We start from the raw sequence: 15,415 nt of genomic DNA on the forward strand, positions 1-15,415 counted from the left end.
GAGTCGATGGTGAAGAGGCAGCCGAGGTCGCGGGCCAGCTCGATCAGCTCGTCGGGCGGGTCGCAGCGCTCGGGGCGCGAGTTGATCTCGACGGCCGTGTCGCCCTCGAGGCACGCCTCGAAGACCGCCCGGGCGTCGAACTCCGACTGCGCCCGCTTGCCCCGCGACCCCGTCACGAGCCGCCCGGTGCAGTGCCCGAGGACGTTGACCCGCGGGTCGAGCACCGCAGTCACCATCCGCTTGGTCATCGGCGCCGCGTTCATCGCCAGCTTGGAGTGGACGGAGGCGGTGACGATGTCCAGCCGGCCGAGCATCTCGTCGGTCTGGTCGAGGCTGCCGTCGTCGAGGATGTCGATTTCGATGCCCTTGAGCAGGGTGAAACGACTCCCCAGCGAGGCGTTGATCTTGTCGACGACGCCGAGCTGCTCGGTGAGCCGGGCGACGGACAGACCGTGGGCGATCTTCAGCCGGGGGGAGTGGTCGGTGAGGGCCAGCCACTCCTGACCCAGCTCGACCGCCGCGAGCACCATCTCCTCGATCGGCGAGCCGCCGTCGCTCCAGTCCGAGTGGCTGTGGAGGTCGCCGACCAGGGCGGCATACAGGGTTTCACCGCCGCGGGTCAGCGGCTCGGACTCCTTCTCCTGCAACGACTTGAGGTATGCCGGCAGCCCGCCGAGCACCGCCTGCGCCACGACCGCGGCGGTGGAGTCCCCGACGCCGGAGAGCTGGGTGAGGGTCTTGGCCTCGGTGCGTTCGGCGAGCTCGGCGGCGGACAGACCGGCGACGACCTTGGCGGCGTTGCGGAAGGCCTCGACGCGATAGGTGCCGGCCCGCGACCGCTCGAGGAGGAAGGCGATCCGGCGCAGCGCCTCGATCGGCGTCACCGGTGCGTCGAGGGGTTCGAGGAGGATCACGGCGGTCAGTCTTCCACCCGTCGCGTCAGGGCAGGGGCCTCCCATCGCGGTCGGCGACCGAGACGTGCGCGCCGTAGCGAGCAGTGAGGACGCCGCGCTGCTCGGGGGTGAGCGGCGTGCTCACGCGGACGACCACGACGCCGCGCGGGCCGCACGCGGCGCTGAGGATCGGCAGACCCTCCTGCGTGAGCGCGGGGATGGCCGCACGCACTCCGGTCAGGGTGCTTGCGCACTCCGCGGCGGTGTAGGCCGGTCCCGTCGTGCCACTGGCCGCGCCACCCGCCGTGGCCGCCTCAGGGGCAGCCACCCCGGGGGCCGCTGCGCCGGATGCTGCGGAGCTGTTCGAGCTCGACGGACGCGGCAGGTTGGTGACGGCTAGGGTGCTGATGGCGATCGCGGCGGCGACGCCGAGCACGCCCTTGCCCCAGGTGCGGCGGCGTTCGGCGCGGAGGGTGGAGGCCCTCATCGCGCGGGCAGCGAAGTCCGGTGCCGGCGGAGGCGTGAGGTCGTCGACGCAGCGGAGCTGGTCGCGCACCTGGTCCTCGGTCATGGGGTCACTTCCTGGGGGTCGGTCGGGTTGGTCGGGTCGGACGGGTCGTCCAGACGGCCGCGCATGGCAGCGAGCCCTCGGGACAGGGTCGATTTCACGGTGCCCTCGGGGATGCCGAGCTCGACGGCGATCTGCGGCACGCTGAGGTCCTGGTAGAACCGGAGCACGAGCACGGCGCGCTGCTTGTCGGGCAGCTCGCGCAGCAGGGCCGACAGGGTGACGGCCAGCGCGGTGTCGTGGTCGTCCACCGGCTGCTCGGGCACGACAGAAAGGGTGACCTCGCGGCCGAACTTGCGCTTGGTGTTGAGATAGGTGCGCAGCATCGTGGTTCGCGTGTAGGAGAACGCCGCTCGTTCCGCGCCCTCGATCCGTGGCCACGCGACATACACCTTGGAGAGCGACTCCTGGACGAGGTCGTCGCCGTCGGCCCAGCTCCCGCACAGCAGGTATGCCGTGCGGCGCAGCGCCAGGGAGCGCTCACGGACGAACTCCATGAACGCCTCGTCGTGCGCTCGGCTCACCCGGGTCTCCCGGGTCATGCTCACCACCTCTCGACCGCCTGGTCACGACGACGGGCACGGCGCCCGTCGACGTCAGGACACCGTGGGTGCGCCGATCGTTCCCGACGCGGCCGATCGTTCCCGACGGTGCCGATGGTGTCAGACGGAGCGCGCCACGACGGGGAAGTCGGGGCTCAGGACGCGGTGACCGGTCCGACGCGCTGGGTGCCGATCATCGCCATGCAGTAGGACCCTCGCTTGCCGGTGGCGGTGACCGAGACGACCCCCGGGCCGACCGCGGCCTGCTGCTCGACCTTGCCACCGGCGATCAGCATCACGGACACGGCGGTCGTGGTGCGGAAGGACAGCCCGCCCTGGACCCGGTCGCCGTTCTTGCGGCACGACATCGACACCTCCGAGATGCCGGGGGGCGAGGTGGCCGACGGAGGCTGGACGACCGGGGGACCTGGCGTCGGCACCGGCGCGGCCGGGGTCGGGTCCGCGCTCGGGCCCGGGGCTGTCGCGGTCATCGTCGGCAGCTCCGGTGGGGCGACGCTCACCGTCGCGGGAGTGAACGGGACGCCGGTCGGGGAGGGGACGACGACGGACGTCGTGGACGTGGTCGGGACGTCCGGGATCGTCGTGTCGGTGACACCCGGCGCCACGGCCGCCTGGCCCGGTCCGGCAGCCGGCGCATTGAAGCCCGCGGTGAAGAGCCAGAAGATGGCGCCCAGCGCGGCGAGGCCGATCACGGCCGAGCCCAGGAGGGCTGCTGCGGTGCGCCGTCCGTCGTGCTCGTCAAGGTTCATCAGGTGTTGGGCCCTTCGCCGTCCGTTCCCCCGAACGCTGTTGCATCCATCAGGGTAGGGGACCGGTTCGGGTGTGGGGCGAGCAATCCGGGAACAGGTGCGCGCGCTTTACCCCTCTTTCGCCCTAAACAAGGGGTCTGGCTTCGTCTCCCACCCCTCCCGAAGCAGACGAACCGGCGGTGGCGCGTGTCCGTCAGGAATGTGGACACCATCCGGAACGGTCGACTGACGCGGCCTACGGCGCTGCGGATCGCGCTCGGCGGAGCGGGTCTGGCCGTAGTACCGCTGGGTGCGTGCGGCACCTCCTCGGGAGGGTGCCAGCCTCGTCACCGCCTTCAACGGACGGGTCTTCGGCGTCCTCGACGCCCTGGCGAGGGACTACGGCGCCGGACTCGAGCTCGTGGACTTCGTCGACGACGCAGAGGGCGCGCGACAGCGGATCAACGCCTGGGTGGGAGCGGCGACCAAGGGCGGCATACCCGACCTCGTCGCGAAAGGCGTCCTCGATGACGAGAAGCGCATGGTGCTCGTCAACGCGATCCACCTCAAGGCGCCGTGGGCGCTGCCCTTCGCCCCCACGGCCACGGTGCCCGGCACGTTCCACAGGGCCGACGGGTCGTCGGTGTCGGCGCCGATGATGGGCGCCGTCCTGGAGGACGCCACGATAGCCCGGAGGGCCGGCTGGAGGCGTCCGTCTCTCGTATGCCGGGGACCAGCTCGCGATGACCGTCATCCTGCCGGCGGTGGGCGTCGATCGGGCCCTGCTCGACCTGATGACCACCGACCTGTCGCGGGTCCTCGCGTCCTTCACCTCCCGTGCGTCCGCCACCCTGACCATGCCGCGGTTTCGCCTCGGCTTCGGGGCGTCGCTCAAAGACCTGCTTACCGGCCTGGGTCACCATGGAGGTCAGCAGTGCCCGGCAACGGCAGGACGAGCTGACCCTCCTCCTCGACCGGCCCTTCGTCTTCGTCCTGCTTACTCCGTCTTCGCGCGCGGGACGCGGCCCATGAGGTAGAACTCCGGGTTCGGCATCAGGCCGGTCGTGCTGGCGATCCGGTTGCTGAGTCCGAAGAACGCGGTGATCGAGGCGATGTCCCAGGCGTCCTCGGCGTCGAGCCCGTATGCCGCGAGCACCTCGATGTCCTGGTCGGCGACCTCGTGGCTGCGGGTGTTAACGGTATGCGCGAAGTCCAGGATGGCGCGCTGCCGAGGGGTGATGTCGGCGGTCCGGTGGTTGACGGCGACCTGGTCCGCGACGAGCGGCTTCTTCTCGTAGATCCGCAGCAGCGCGCTGTGGGCGACCACGCAGTAGGTGCACCGGTTCGCCGCGGAGATGCTGGTCACGATCATCTCCCGCTCGCCCTTGCTGAGGTGCGACTCCGCACGCAGCATGAGCGCGTCGTGGTAGGCGAAGAAGGCCCGGAACTCGGCCGGCCGGCGCGCGAGCAGGAGGAAGACGTTGGGGATGAAGCCCGACTTCTCCTGCACCTCGAGGATGGCGGCACGGATGTCCTCCGGGACGTCGGTGAGCTCGGCGAACGGGTAGCGCGTGTCCATGGTCCGAGCCTGCCACGACTCCCTTGGCGCGGTACGACCGTCGGCGCGGTCGCGGCATACGGGAGAGTCGGGCTCAGCGTGAGGTGAGGCCCTCGATGATGAGGATGACCCCGAAGACGAGGAAGGCGAGCGAGGCGACGATCTTGATGACGCGCTCGGGCAGCTTCTTGCCGAGCACCGCGCCGAGGACGATCGCGAGGGCGTCGGCGGCGACCATGCCGACGGTGCTCCCGATCCAGACGCCGAGCCAGTTGTGGTCGGCGGCCAGGGTGATCGTCGCGAGCATCGTCTTGTCGCCGAGCTCGGCGAGAAAGAACGCCGTCCCGACCGCGAGCAGCGCTGCGCCCTGGCTCTTTCGGGCCTTGTCGGCCTCCTCTGCCGACAGCTCGTCGCCGCGCAGGGTCCAGGCGGCGAAGACGAGGAAAGCGACGCCGGCGACGAGCGAGATGATCCACTGGCTGGACGCGAAGGCCGCGCCGACGTAGTGGCCGATGGCGACCGAGGCGAGGTGCACCAGCGCGGTCGCGGCGGTGATGCCGATGAGCACGTCGCGGGTGCGGTAGCGGGTGGCGAAGGTCATCGCCATCAGCTGGCTCTTGTCGCCGAGCTCGGCGACGAAGATGACGGCGGTGCTCAGGATGAGCGCATACATGGGTGGGGCTCCTCGCTGCCCGGCCGAGGAGATCGAGGGGACGACCTGTCGACCAGGCACGTCCGATAGGGGGTCGTGTGCTGGCCGAAAGTCTCGTCCGCCACCGCTGCTGCTGGTGGCCCACCGCACCGGGCCCGGCAGACTTCGCAGGGCCAGCATGTCGACGCGGTTGTTGAGGACTACTCCCTCTCGCTGCAGAGAAGACTACCGGGTATCTCGTTCAGACCTCGATCGCGCTGACCTCGATCGCGCTGAGTCCGGGGAGGCCGATCCAGGTGCGACCGCCACCGGTGACCACGGTGATGAGGACGTGCTCGCAGGCCGCGCACCGGGCGACCGTGCCCATCGGCGTGACGACCACGACCGCTGTGGCGAGGACCGCGATCCCGCTGCAGCCCGCACAGCGCCCTCGGGAGCCGGTGAGATCGAGGCCGAAGCCGTCCTCGAGGATCCCGGCGAGCGCGTTGCCGTCCACCTGCATCAGCCGTCCGCCTGCATCATCAGCTGCCTCCGAATCGTTCGGTGAGAATGCGTTCCGGCGCGTGCCCGAGCTCGAGCAGCCAGCCGGCGACGGCCTCGACGAACGGCGTCGGGCCGCAGCAGTAGACGGTCGGTCGGTGGGTCGCGGGGATCGTGTTCTCCTGCAACAGCGCCCGCGTGACTCGGCCGGCGTCGCGCGACCATCCCGCAGGGGTCGCGCGGGTGTAGACCCAGTCGAGTCGGAGGCGGCCCGCGCCGACCAGGGCCGTGAGCTCCGGAGCGAAGAAGGCGTCGGCCGGTGTGCGGACCGAGTAGGCGAGCCTGAGCTCCCCGCCGCCGACCTCGGCATGACGAGCGGCAATGGCGTAGAGCGGGACGACGCCGGATCCGCCCGCGACGAGCTGGACCGGGACCCCGGTGTCGGAGTCGGGATCGCCGTCGCCGGGTGGCCAGAGGAAGTAGCGCCCCAGCGGGCCGTGCAGCTCGATCTGGTCACCGGCTCGGACCTCGTTGACCAGGAATGGAGAGATCTCGCCGTCCGGCACCGCGTCGACCGCGAGGACCACCCGGGTGGCGGGTCCGGACGAGGCGACGGAGTAGGAACGGGTCGCCTGGTAGCCGTCGGGTGCCGTCAGCCGCACGTCGAGGTGGGCGCCGGCCCCGTTGCCCGGCCACGTCGGCACGTCGAGCACGAGCCGGCGCGCGCTCGGGGTCTCCGGTGAGGACTCCACCACCGTCGCGACGTGCCAGCCCACGCTCGGTCGTCGGGTCACCAATAGCGTTCTTCCTTCCACGGGTCGCCGTGGAGGTGGTAGCCGGCGCTCTCCCAGAAGCCGGGTTCGTCCGAGTCCATCATCGTGAGCCCCCGCACCCACTTGGCGCTCTTCCAGAAGTAGAGGTGAGGGACGAGCAGCCTTGCGGGGCCTCCGTGCTCGGGCGTCAGGGGCTCACCCTCCGCCTCAATGGCGACCCAGGCCCGGCCGTCCAGCAGCTCGTCGAGCGGCACGTTGGTGGTGTAACCGCCGACGCTGTGGGCCATGACGTAGTCCTGCTCGGTCTCGACGTCCTCGAACAGGACGTCGAGGGGTATGCCGCGCCACGGCATACGCAGCTTGGACCAGTGGGTGACGCAGTGGATGTCGACGACGACGTCCTCGACGCCGAGCTCCTGGAGCTCGTCCCACGACCACCGGTGGGTGGCGGTCTCCGTCGTGATCGTGAAGTCCCAGTCGGCGGTGTCGACGAGGGGGGTGACACCGGCCGACAGCACCGGCCAGTCGTCGACCAGGGTCTGGCCCGGGGGGAGGTCCGCGTCGGGCTCGCGACGTCTGCCGGAGAAGCCGCGGGTGACGAACGACATCAGGTCTGCCCATCTGTCGGTGCGGGGAGTGACGTCACCCAGCCTGTCGGTGCTGGCCGGTGCCGTCAACGCCCTGCCGCCGCAGCTCGCGCGGGGGGACGCCCCACCATCGGCGGCTGCACCGCGTCAGCGCGGACTGCTCCGACAGCCCGAGCAGCCCCGCGACCTGGCCGAGGGAGAGGTCGGTGGTGGTGAGGTAGCGCTGGGCCCCATCCCGCCGCACGTCGTCCAGGACCCGGGCGAAGGTCGTGCCCTCGCGGGCGAGTGCTCGCTGCAGCGTGCGCGGGTGGACGGCGAGCAGCGAGGCGACAGAGGCGATCTGGGGCACGCTCGTGCCGAGGGTCTGGGTCAGGGCGTCGTGCACCCGCGGGCCGTAGGCGTCCTCATCGGGCGGCGTCTGCTGCGCGAGGAAGGCGAGCGCCATCCGGCGGATGCTCTCGTCGCCGCCGGCCAGGGGCTGGGCGGCGAGGCTGTCGGGGAGGCGGAGCATCGCCACCGGGCGGCCGGTGAGCACCCGCGCCCCGAAGAACTCCTCGTAGACCGACAACGGGGCCAGGGGCTGGTGCGGCAGCTCGACGGTGCGCAGCCCGTAGCTGCCGCCCACGAGCGAGCGGATCGCGCGGTGGAGGAACCCGAGCCCGAGGTCGGTCCCCTGCACCGGCGTCGGCACGCCGGGCGCCGTCTCGTACTGCAGGGCGGAGACCCCGCGCACCCCGTCCGGATCCGGTCCGAGGCTGACCCGCAGCGAGGGGGCGTGGACGAAGAGGTAGCGCGAGGTGCACTCCAGGGTGTCGCCGACGGTGGGGGAGTTGGCGATCGCGAGGGCCAGCGGGCCGAGCATGCTGAGGTCCTGCCGGGCGGCGATCAGGAGCCCGAGGTCGGGACGGGCGAGCTGCTCCGCCGCGATCTCGAGGATGGCGGCGACGGCCACGCCGGGGACGAGCAGGTCGTCCGTGTCGAGGGCTGCGGGGTCCAGCCCCGCCTGGCGGGCGCAGAGGTCGGGGTCGCCACCGAGCTCGCCGACGACGGCCCGGAAGCCGCGCAGCCCCGCGGAGCGGATGGTGCTCATGTCGTCCAGGGTCAAACAATTGTCGCGTGAGGTCAAGTTCTGCCTGTCGGCAAGGCGCAGGCTGGACCAATGACCATCGCCGATCAGCCCGTCGTGCCGCCCGTGCCCGCTCGTCCCGACCTCCCTTCGCACGTCGACGTGGTCGTCGTCGGTGCGGGTCTGTCGGGGATCGACGCGGGCTACCGCCTGCAGACCGAGTGCCCCGACCGCAGCTACCTCCTCATCGAGACGCGCGAGTCGATCGGTGGCACCTGGGACCTGTTCCGCTATCCCGGGGTGCGGTCCGACTCCGACATGTTCACGCTGGGCTACCCCTTCAAGCCGTGGCGCGGGGACAAGTCGATCGCCGACGGGTCCTCGATCCTGGCCTACGTCAAGGAGACGGCCGCCGAGTTCGGCATCGACGAGCACATCCGCTTCGGCACGAAGGTCGTGTCAGCCGACTTCTCGCGCGCCGAGTCGCGCTGGACGCTATCCCTCGAGCGGCGGACTTCCGCAGGGGTCGAGCAGGTGTCGATGACGTGCGATTTCCTCTACTCCTGCGCTGGCTACTACGACTACGACCAGACCTACGCGCCGGTCATGCCCGGCATCGCGGACTTCGCCGGCCAGGTGGTGCACCCGCAGTTCTGGCCCGAGGACCTGTCGTACGCCGGGAAGCGGGTCGTCGTCATCGGCAGCGGTGCCACCGCGGTCACCCTCGTGCCGTCGATGGCCGAGGAGGCGGCGCACGTCACCATGCTCCAGCGGAGCCCCACCTGGATCAGCGCCGTGCCCGGCCATGACAAGCAGGCCGACCAGATCCGCGCCGTCCTGCCAGCAGGACTGGCGCACAGGGTGATCCGCGCGAAGAACATCGCCTTCACGACGGGGCTCTACCAGTTCTGCCGGCGGGCCCCCCTGCGCGCGCGCAAGATGTTCCTCGGCCTCAACACCAAGATCCTCGGCGATGCGCAACTGGTCGCCGACCACTTCACCCCGTCCTACAACCCGTGGGACCAGCGGCTCTGCGCCGTGCCGGACGCCGACCTCTTCACCGCCATCAAGCGCGGGGACGCCGAGGTGGTCACCGACACCATCGACACGTTCGTGCCCGAGGGGATCCGGCTCAGCTCGGGACGCGTGCTCCCGGCCGACGTGGTCGTCACCGCGACCGGTCTGCAGCTGCTCGCCTTCGGTGGCATCGCGCCCAGCGTCGACGGCACGACCGTCGCCCTGGACGAGCAGTTCGTCTGGCAGGGCGCCATGGTCACGGGCGTGCCCAACTTCGCGGTCTGCATCGGCTACACCAACGCCTCGTGGACCCTGCGGGCCGACCTGTCGTCCCGGCTGGTCTGCAAGGTCCTCAACTGGATGGAGGAGCACAGCTTCGGCGCCGTCGAGCCCGTCCCGGACCGCGCCCTCGAGGAGCGCCCGATGCTCGACCTCGCCTCCGGCTACGTCAAGCGCTCGATCGCGGCCTTCCCCCGACAGGGGGACCGCGGCCCGTGGCGGGTGCGGCAGAACTACGTGCTCGACTCCGTCACGACGATGCGGACCGACCTCAACAAGACGCTCCGGGGCACACCGCGACGGTCGTCGCGCGCGACGGCGGCGGCCGGGCAGGCGGCGGCCAAGTGACGACCATGCGCGCCCAGCGGCTCGACACGACGACGCGGACCTTCGAGGTGACCGACGTGCCGGTGCCCGAGCCCGGTCCGGGTGAGGTGCTCATCAAGGTCGCGTTCTGCGGGATCTGCCACTCCGACCTCAGCCTCATCGACGGGTCGTTCCCCGCGATGGGCCCGACCGTCATCACCCAGGGCCACGAGGCGTCGGGCACGATCGCGGCGCTCGGCGCCGGGGTGGTGGGCTGGTCAGTCGGCGACCGGGTGGTTCCGGCGGCGGGACGGCCGTGCCTGGCCTGTATCGCTTGCGCACGAGCCGATTTCGGCAACTGCATGAACATCCGGCTGATGGCCTTCGCCTATGACGGTGCCTGGGCGGAATACACGGTCGCGCAGGCCTTCGGCCTGACCCTGGTGCCCGACAACGTGCCGCTCGAGCAGGCCGCGATCCTCGCGGACGCGGTGTCCACCCCCTACGGCGCGGTCGTGCACACCGGCGACGTGCGGGTCGGGGAGTCGGTCGGCGTCTGGGGCGCTGGTGGCATCGGCACCCACATCGTCCAGCTCGCCCGGCTCGTCGGCGCCAGCCCGATCGTCGTCATCGACCTCGACGAGAGCGTGCGGGCGCGCTCCCTCGAGCTCGGCGCGGACCGGGCCTTCGACCCCCGCGACGAGGGCCTGCAGGCCGGCATCGCCGAGGTGACCGAGGGCCGGATGCTCGACGTCGCCTTCGACGCGGTCGGGCTGACGAGCACCTTTGAGCAGGCCCTGGCGATGCTCCGCCGCAAGGGTCGACTCGTGGGCGTCGGGATGAGCGCCCAGACCGTCTCGCTCGGCGCGACGATGGGCTTCAACCTCACCGGGAAGCAGGTGCTGGGCCACCTCGGCTACCAGGTCGCCGACATCGCCGTCCTCGCGCGGCTCGTGTCCACCGGTCGCCTCGACCTCACCCGGTCGATCAGTGAGATCATCCCGCTGGAGGACATCGCCGAGGGCATCCGCAAGCTGCACGACCACGAGGGCAGCCCGATCCGGATCCTCGTCCAGCCGTAGCGGGTCCGTCCTCTAGGTGCGGGCGAGGGCCATCCACGTGTCGACGACGGTGTCGGGGTTGAGCGACATCGTGTCGATGTGCTGCTCGAGCAGCCACGCAGCCAGATCAGGGTGGTCGCTCGGCCCCTGCCCGCAGATGCCGACGTACTTCCCCTGCTTCTTGCACGCGGTGATGGCCAGGGACAGCATGTACTTCACCGCCGGGTCGCGCTCGTCGAACGAGCCGGCCACGAGGGCGGAGTCGCGGTCGAGGCCCAACGTCAGCTGGGTCATGTCGTTGGATCCGATCGAGAAGCCGTCGAAGTGCTCGAGGAACTCGTCCGCGAGGACGGCGTTGCTCGGCAGCTCGCACATCATGATCACCTCGAGACCGTTCTCACCTCGCCGCAGACCGTGCTCGGCCAGCAGGGCCACGACGCCCTTGGCCTCGGCGATGGTGCGTACGAACGGGATCATCACCTTGACGTTGGCGAGACCCATCTCGTCGCGGACGTACTTCAGCGCCTCCGCCTCCATCGCGAAGCAGTCGGCGAAATCCTCCGAGAGATACCGCGAGGCGCCGCGGTAGCCGATCATCGGGTTCTCCTCGTGCGGCTCGTAGGCCTCGCCGCCGAGCAGGTTGGCGTACTCGTTGGACTTGAAGTCGCTCATCCGCACGATCACCGGCTTGGGCGAGAAGGCCGCGCCGATCATCGAGACCCCCTCGACCACCCGCTGCACGAAGTACTCCCGCGGCCCCGGGTATGCCGCGATCATCGTCTCGATCTCCCGTCGCAGGTCCGCGTCCATGGGAGGCCCGTCGAAGCCGGGTGACAGCTCGGCGGCGAGGTCGAGCAGGGCCTTGGGGTGGATCCCGATCTGCCGGTTGATGATGAACTCGAGGCGGGCCAGGCCGACACCCTCGTTGGGCAGCATCGAGAAGGAGAACGCCTGGTCCGGCGTGCCGACGTTCATCATGATCTTCACGTCGGTCGGCGGCATCGCGCCGAGATCGGTCTCGTCGACGACGACATCGAGCAGCCCGTCGTAGACGAACCCCGTGTCCCCTTCGGCGCAGGAGACCGTGACCTCACGCCCGGCCGCGAGCGCCGTTGTCGCAGAGCCGGTCCCGACCACGGCCGGGATCCCGAGCTCGCGGGCGATGATCGCGGCGTGGCAGGTCCGGCCGCCGCGGTTGGTGACGATCGCCGAGGCGCGCTTCATGATCGGCTCCCAGTCGGGGTCGGTCATGTCGGCGACGAGGACCTCACCCGTGACGAACTCGCGCATGTCGTTGGCCGACTGCAGCACGCGGACCGGACCGGCGCCCACCTTCTGGCCGATGGCGCGACCCTCGACGAGGACGTCGCTCCGGCTCGAGAGGCGATAGCGTCGCACGCTCGTCATCGACCGGCGGGACTGCACGGTCTCCGGTCGGGCCTGCAGGACGTAGAGCCGGCCGTCGACGCCGTCCTTGCCCCACTCGATGTCCATCGGTCGGCCGTAGTGGTCCTCGATGGTGAGCGCGATCCGCGCCAGCTCCTCCACCTCGGCGTCCGTGAGGGAGAACTGCCCCCGAGCGGCGAGGTCGACGTCGACGAACTCCGTTGTGCGGCCCACGGCTTCGTCCTCGGTGAAGATCATCTTCGTCGCCTTGTTGCCGACCCCTCGCTTGAGGATGGCCGGACGTCCGGCGCGCAGCGCGGGCTTGAAGACGTAGAACTCGTCCGGGTTGACGGCGCCCTGCACGACGGCCTCCCCGAGACCGTAGGACGAGGTCACGAAGACCGCGTCGGAGAAACCGGACTCGGTGTCCATCGTGAACATGACGCCCGAGGCGCCGACGTCCGAGCGGACCATCCGCTGCACCCCGGCCGAGAGCGCGACCTCCGCGTGCTCGAAGCCGTGGTGGACCCGGTAGGCGATGGCGCGGTCGTTGTAGAGGGACGCGAACACCTCCTTGACGGCGCGCAGCACGTGCTCGATCCCGCGGATGTTGAGGAAGGTCTCCTGCTGCCCGGCGAAGGACGCGTCCGGGAGGTCCTCGGCGGTGGCGCTCGAGCGCACCGCGAAGGAGGCCTGGGGGTCCCCCTCGGACAGCGTGTCGTATGCCGCGCGGATCTCCGTCACGAGGTCGGCCGGGATCTCCTGCTCGACGATGGCCTCGCGGATCCCTCGGCCCGCGGCGCTGAGGGCGTCGACGTCGTCGGTGTCGACCCCCTCGAGCATGGCGGCGATCCGGTCGCGCAGTCCGGTGTCGACGAGGAAGCGGCGAAAGGCCTCGGCGGTCGTGGCGAAACCGTCGGGCACCCGCACCCCGGCGGCCGCGAGGTTGCTGATCATCTCGCCGAGCGAGGCGTTCTTGCCGCCGACCTGGTCGAGGTCACCCATCCCCAGCGAGGAGAACCACAGCACGTTGTCCGTCGGGTTGCTCATGTGCGTTCCTTCGTTCTCGAGGCGAGGGTCTGGACGATGACGGTGGACATCTCCTCCACCGACTTCGTCGTGGAGTTGATGACGGGGAGCCGGTTCGCGGCATACATGCCCTGGGCCCGTCGCAGTTCCCAGGTGCACTGCTCGAGCGACGCGTAGCGCGAGTTGGGGCGGCGCTGCTGCCGGACCTCGGACAACCGGGCCGGCGTGGCGAGCATACCGATGCAGCGATCGCGCAGGTGGCTGATCGGTCGGGGCAGGTCGGTCGACTCGAGGTCCTCGTCGACGAGGGGGTAGTTGGCGACGAAGAGCCCGTGCTGGAGCGCGAGGTACATCGTCGTCGGCGTCTTGCCGCAGCGCGACGGGGCGATGAGGACGATGTCGGCCAGGTCCATGGCCCGGACGCTCTGGCCGTCATCGTGCTCGATCGCGTACTCGATCGCCGCCATGCGCGCGTTGTAGCGCTTGACGTCACCCACCCCGTGGAGCTGGGCGGCGACCCGCGCGCCCTCCACCCCGAGGATGGACTCGACCCGGGTCATGTGCAGCTCGAAGAAGTCGATCATCGGGCACTTCGTCGTGTGCAGCACCCTCCTGATCTCGTCCGTCGCGGCTGTCGTGAACGCGATCGGCCGCACCGGCCCCTCGGCTGCGGCGTCGAGGAGCGCCACCACCCGGAGTGCTTCCTCGGGCGTCGTGATGAACGGGATGAGCTGGCGGCGGAAGAGCAGCTGGGGGAACTGGATCAGCAACGCGTTGCCCATCGTCTCGGCGCTGATCCCCGTGCTGTCCGAGAGGAAGAACACCGGGACGACGCCCACGTCGGTCATGAGTGCCATCCTAGTAACGCGCTCACCCGCCTCAGGGTCAGGCCCAGCCGGTGTAGCCGTCGGCCAGCAACGTCGAACCCGCCGACGAGCCGACGAGGGTCGTGAGCTCCGCGATCTGGCGTCGGTGGTCGAACGGGGTGCTCCCGGGCAGCGTATGCAGCATGGTCGTCATCCAGTAGGAGTAGTGCTGCGCTCCCCAGACCCGGTCGAGGGCCTGCTCGCTGTAGGCATCGAGCGCCTCGTGGTCGTCCTTGAGCAGGAACCGTTGGAGCGACTCGGCGAGGACGCGCACGTCGGCGAGGGCGAGGTTGAGCCCCTTGGCGCCGGTGGGGGGGACGGTGTGGGCGGCGTCCCCGGCCAGCAGGAGGCGGCCGTGGCGCAGGGGCTCGGTCACGAAGCTGCGGAAGCGCAGGACGGACCTGTCGGTGATGCGTCCCTCCACCAGCTCGAGACCGTCGGGGCCGGTGACCCTGGACTGGAGCTCGCTCCAGATCTGGTCGTCCGACCACTGGCCGGGGTCCTCGGTGGGGTCGCACTGGAAGTACATCCGCTGCATGGTCGCGGTGCGTTGGCTGATGAGCGCGAAGCCGCGGTCGGAGTGGGCGTAGATCAGCTCGGGGGCACTCGGTGGCGCCTCGGCCAGGATGCCGAACCAGGCGAAGGGATACTCCCGGAAGTAGTCCGTCCGCCGTCCCTCCGGGATCTGCTGCCGACAGACGCTCCGGGATCCGTCCGATCCGACGACGACGTCGCACTCGATCCGATGCGCGGAGCCGTCGGGCGCGGTCGCCTCGATCGTGGGCCGGTCGGTCTCGACCCCGTCGACCTTCGTGGCCGTCCAGGAGAAGCGGATGTCGGCGCCGTCGCGCGACCGGGCGTCGGCGAGGTCCGTGAACACGTCGGTCTGGGGGTAGAGCCACACGGAGCGACCGACGAGGTCCTGGAAGTCGATCCGGTGACTGGACCCGGCGAAGCGCAGGTCGATCCCCTCGTGCTCGTGGCCCTCGCGCAGGACCCGGTCCGAGACCCCGGAGTCGACGAGGAGCCGGACCGAGCCACGCTCGAGGATGCCGGCCCGGACGGTCTGCTCGATCTCCGCACGGGTCCGGCTCTCGATGACGACCGAGTCGATGCCGTCGAGGGCCAGCAGGTGGGAGAGCATCAGGCCGGCCGGGCCGCCGCCGACGATGCCGACTTGGGTGCGTGTGGTGGATGACGTCATCGATACCTCACCGGTGGGGCCATTCCGGAGCCGACACTGGTCGCCCGGAAGCTGAACCCGTCCTGCTCACCGGCCTCCCAGGCGAAGCGGACGACCGCCCCGACCGTGAGGGCCCGCAGCTCGTCGCCTGTGCCGAGGACGACGGAGAAGTGGGCCCAGCAGCCGCCGGGGGTGTCGACGCTCTCGATGACGCCCCAACCGTCGTCGGAGGACCACTGGGTGACGGTGCCGACGGAGGTGGACTTCACGGGGACGCTCCTCCGGTCTTCCTCGATGATCGGCCACGCGGTCGCGGCATGTGCGCCGCAGGTGTCCCCACGAGCGTCCTCGCAGAACCTGTGGCCTGCGGGTTCGTGGGCCCCGTGGGACTCGAACCCACAACCTACGGATTAAAAGTCC

At 70.4% G+C, this 15,415-nt stretch carries 16 protein-coding genes and 2 pseudogenes; 4 read left to right on the plus strand and 14 right to left on the minus strand.

Annotated elements, in window-relative coordinates:
- From Q0R63_RS21910 to Q0R63_RS21925, 4 genes are all read right to left on the minus strand, one after another.
- The coding region (locus Q0R63_RS21910; protein ID WP_295702136.1) for a PHP domain-containing protein at positions 1 to 914 on the minus strand (914 nt) is incomplete at its 3' end.
- 25 nt (positions 915 to 939) lie between these two features.
- On the minus strand, positions 940 to 1,464 hold the full coding sequence (locus Q0R63_RS21915) for a hypothetical protein (RefSeq protein WP_295702139.1): 525 nt from the start codon (positions 1,462 to 1,464) through the stop codon (positions 940 to 942).
- Positions 1,461 to 2,003, minus strand: coding sequence for a SigE family RNA polymerase sigma factor (locus Q0R63_RS21920; protein ID WP_295702140.1), 543 nt, complete (start codon positions 2,001 to 2,003; stop codon positions 1,461 to 1,463). Before Q0R63_RS21920 ends, Q0R63_RS21915 begins: the two co-directional genes overlap by 4 nt.
- Positions 2,004 to 2,158: 155 nt before the next feature.
- Positions 2,159 to 2,773 (minus strand): hypothetical protein, encoded by a 615-nt coding sequence (locus tag Q0R63_RS21925; RefSeq protein WP_295702143.1) that lies wholly within the window; start codon positions 2,771 to 2,773, stop codon positions 2,159 to 2,161.
- Between the two features lie 400 nt (positions 2,774 to 3,173).
- Between Q0R63_RS21925 and Q0R63_RS24685 the strand changes: the two are divergent.
- Positions 3,174 to 3,356 (plus strand): annotated as a pseudogene (locus tag Q0R63_RS24685) (serpin family protein); the annotation flags it as partial.
- A gap of 118 nt (positions 3,357 to 3,474) precedes the next feature.
- A pseudogene (locus Q0R63_RS24690) lies at positions 3,475 to 3,789 on the plus strand (hypothetical protein); the annotation flags it as partial.
- On the opposite strand, the gene Q0R63_RS21935 reads toward Q0R63_RS24690, so the two are convergent.
- From Q0R63_RS21935 to Q0R63_RS21960, 6 genes are all read right to left on the minus strand, one after another.
- On the minus strand, positions 3,750 to 4,331 hold the full coding sequence (locus Q0R63_RS21935) for a peroxidase-related enzyme (RefSeq protein ID WP_295702147.1): 582 nt from the start codon (positions 4,329 to 4,331) through the stop codon (positions 3,750 to 3,752). The pseudogene Q0R63_RS24690 and the gene Q0R63_RS21935 overlap by 40 nt on opposite strands.
- Positions 4,332 to 4,404: 73 nt before the next feature.
- Positions 4,405 to 4,983 (minus strand): TMEM165/GDT1 family protein, encoded by a 579-nt coding sequence (locus Q0R63_RS21940; RefSeq protein ID WP_295702149.1) that lies wholly within the window; start codon positions 4,981 to 4,983, stop codon positions 4,405 to 4,407.
- Positions 4,984 to 5,203: 220 nt separating this feature from the next.
- Complete coding sequence (locus tag Q0R63_RS21945) at positions 5,204 to 5,464, minus strand: DUF6510 family protein (RefSeq protein ID WP_295702151.1); 261 nt, start codon at positions 5,462 to 5,464, stop codon at positions 5,204 to 5,206.
- 19 nt (positions 5,465 to 5,483) lie between these two features.
- Positions 5,484 to 6,236 (minus strand): FAD-binding oxidoreductase, encoded by a 753-nt coding sequence (locus Q0R63_RS21950; protein WP_295702153.1) that lies wholly within the window; start codon positions 6,234 to 6,236, stop codon positions 5,484 to 5,486.
- Complete coding sequence (locus Q0R63_RS21955) at positions 6,233 to 6,823, minus strand: molybdopterin-dependent oxidoreductase (RefSeq protein ID WP_295702155.1); 591 nt, start codon at positions 6,821 to 6,823, stop codon at positions 6,233 to 6,235. The genes Q0R63_RS21950 and Q0R63_RS21955 overlap by 4 nt, the downstream gene beginning before the upstream one ends.
- Before the next feature lie 34 nt (positions 6,824 to 6,857).
- Positions 6,858 to 7,892, minus strand: a complete 1,035-nt coding sequence (locus tag Q0R63_RS21960; protein ID WP_295702157.1) for an AraC family transcriptional regulator — start codon at positions 7,890 to 7,892, stop codon at positions 6,858 to 6,860.
- 69 nt (positions 7,893 to 7,961) lie between these two features.
- Between Q0R63_RS21960 and Q0R63_RS21965 the strand changes: the two genes are divergently transcribed.
- Together Q0R63_RS21965 and Q0R63_RS21970 are read left to right on the plus strand one after the other, a co-directional pair.
- Positions 7,962 to 9,512 carry an NAD(P)/FAD-dependent oxidoreductase gene (locus Q0R63_RS21965; RefSeq protein ID WP_295702159.1) on the plus strand — a complete coding sequence of 517 codons (1,551 nt, stop codon included), beginning with the start codon at positions 7,962 to 7,964 and terminating at the stop codon, positions 9,510 to 9,512.
- A gap of 5 nt (positions 9,513 to 9,517) precedes the next feature.
- Positions 9,518 to 10,552: a zinc-binding dehydrogenase gene (locus tag Q0R63_RS21970; RefSeq protein ID WP_295702160.1), complete on the plus strand. Its 1,035-nt coding sequence runs from the start codon at positions 9,518 to 9,520 to the stop codon at positions 10,550 to 10,552.
- 12 nt (positions 10,553 to 10,564) lie between these two features.
- On the opposite strand, the gene ppsA is transcribed toward Q0R63_RS21970, so the two are convergent.
- Genes ppsA through Q0R63_RS21990 form a run of 4 tightly spaced genes read right to left on the minus strand, consistent with a single transcriptional unit; the run spans position 10,565 to position 15,264 of the window.
- Entirely contained in the window at positions 10,565 to 12,967 is a 2,403-nt protein-coding gene (gene ppsA / locus Q0R63_RS21975; protein WP_295702162.1) for a phosphoenolpyruvate synthase, read from the minus strand.
- On the minus strand, positions 12,964 to 13,794 hold the full coding sequence (gene ppsR / locus Q0R63_RS21980) for a pyruvate, phosphate dikinase/phosphoenolpyruvate synthase regulator (RefSeq protein WP_295702163.1): 831 nt from the start codon (positions 13,792 to 13,794) through the stop codon (positions 12,964 to 12,966). Before ppsR ends, ppsA begins: the two co-directional genes overlap by 4 nt.
- A 37-nt stretch (positions 13,795 to 13,831) precedes the next feature.
- Entirely contained in the window at positions 13,832 to 15,016 is a 1,185-nt protein-coding gene (locus tag Q0R63_RS21985; protein WP_295702165.1) for a 4-hydroxybenzoate 3-monooxygenase, read from the minus strand.
- Positions 15,013 to 15,264, minus strand: a complete 252-nt coding sequence (locus tag Q0R63_RS21990) for a hypothetical protein (protein WP_295702167.1) — start codon at positions 15,262 to 15,264, stop codon at positions 15,013 to 15,015. The genes Q0R63_RS21985 and Q0R63_RS21990 overlap by 4 nt, the downstream gene beginning before the upstream one ends.
- Between the last annotated feature and the right edge of the window lie 151 nt (positions 15,265 to 15,415).

The sequence above is a fragment of the Lapillicoccus sp. genome, assembly GCF_025353065.1.
GTDB lineage: Bacteria > Actinomycetota > Actinomycetes > Actinomycetales > Dermatophilaceae > Lapillicoccus.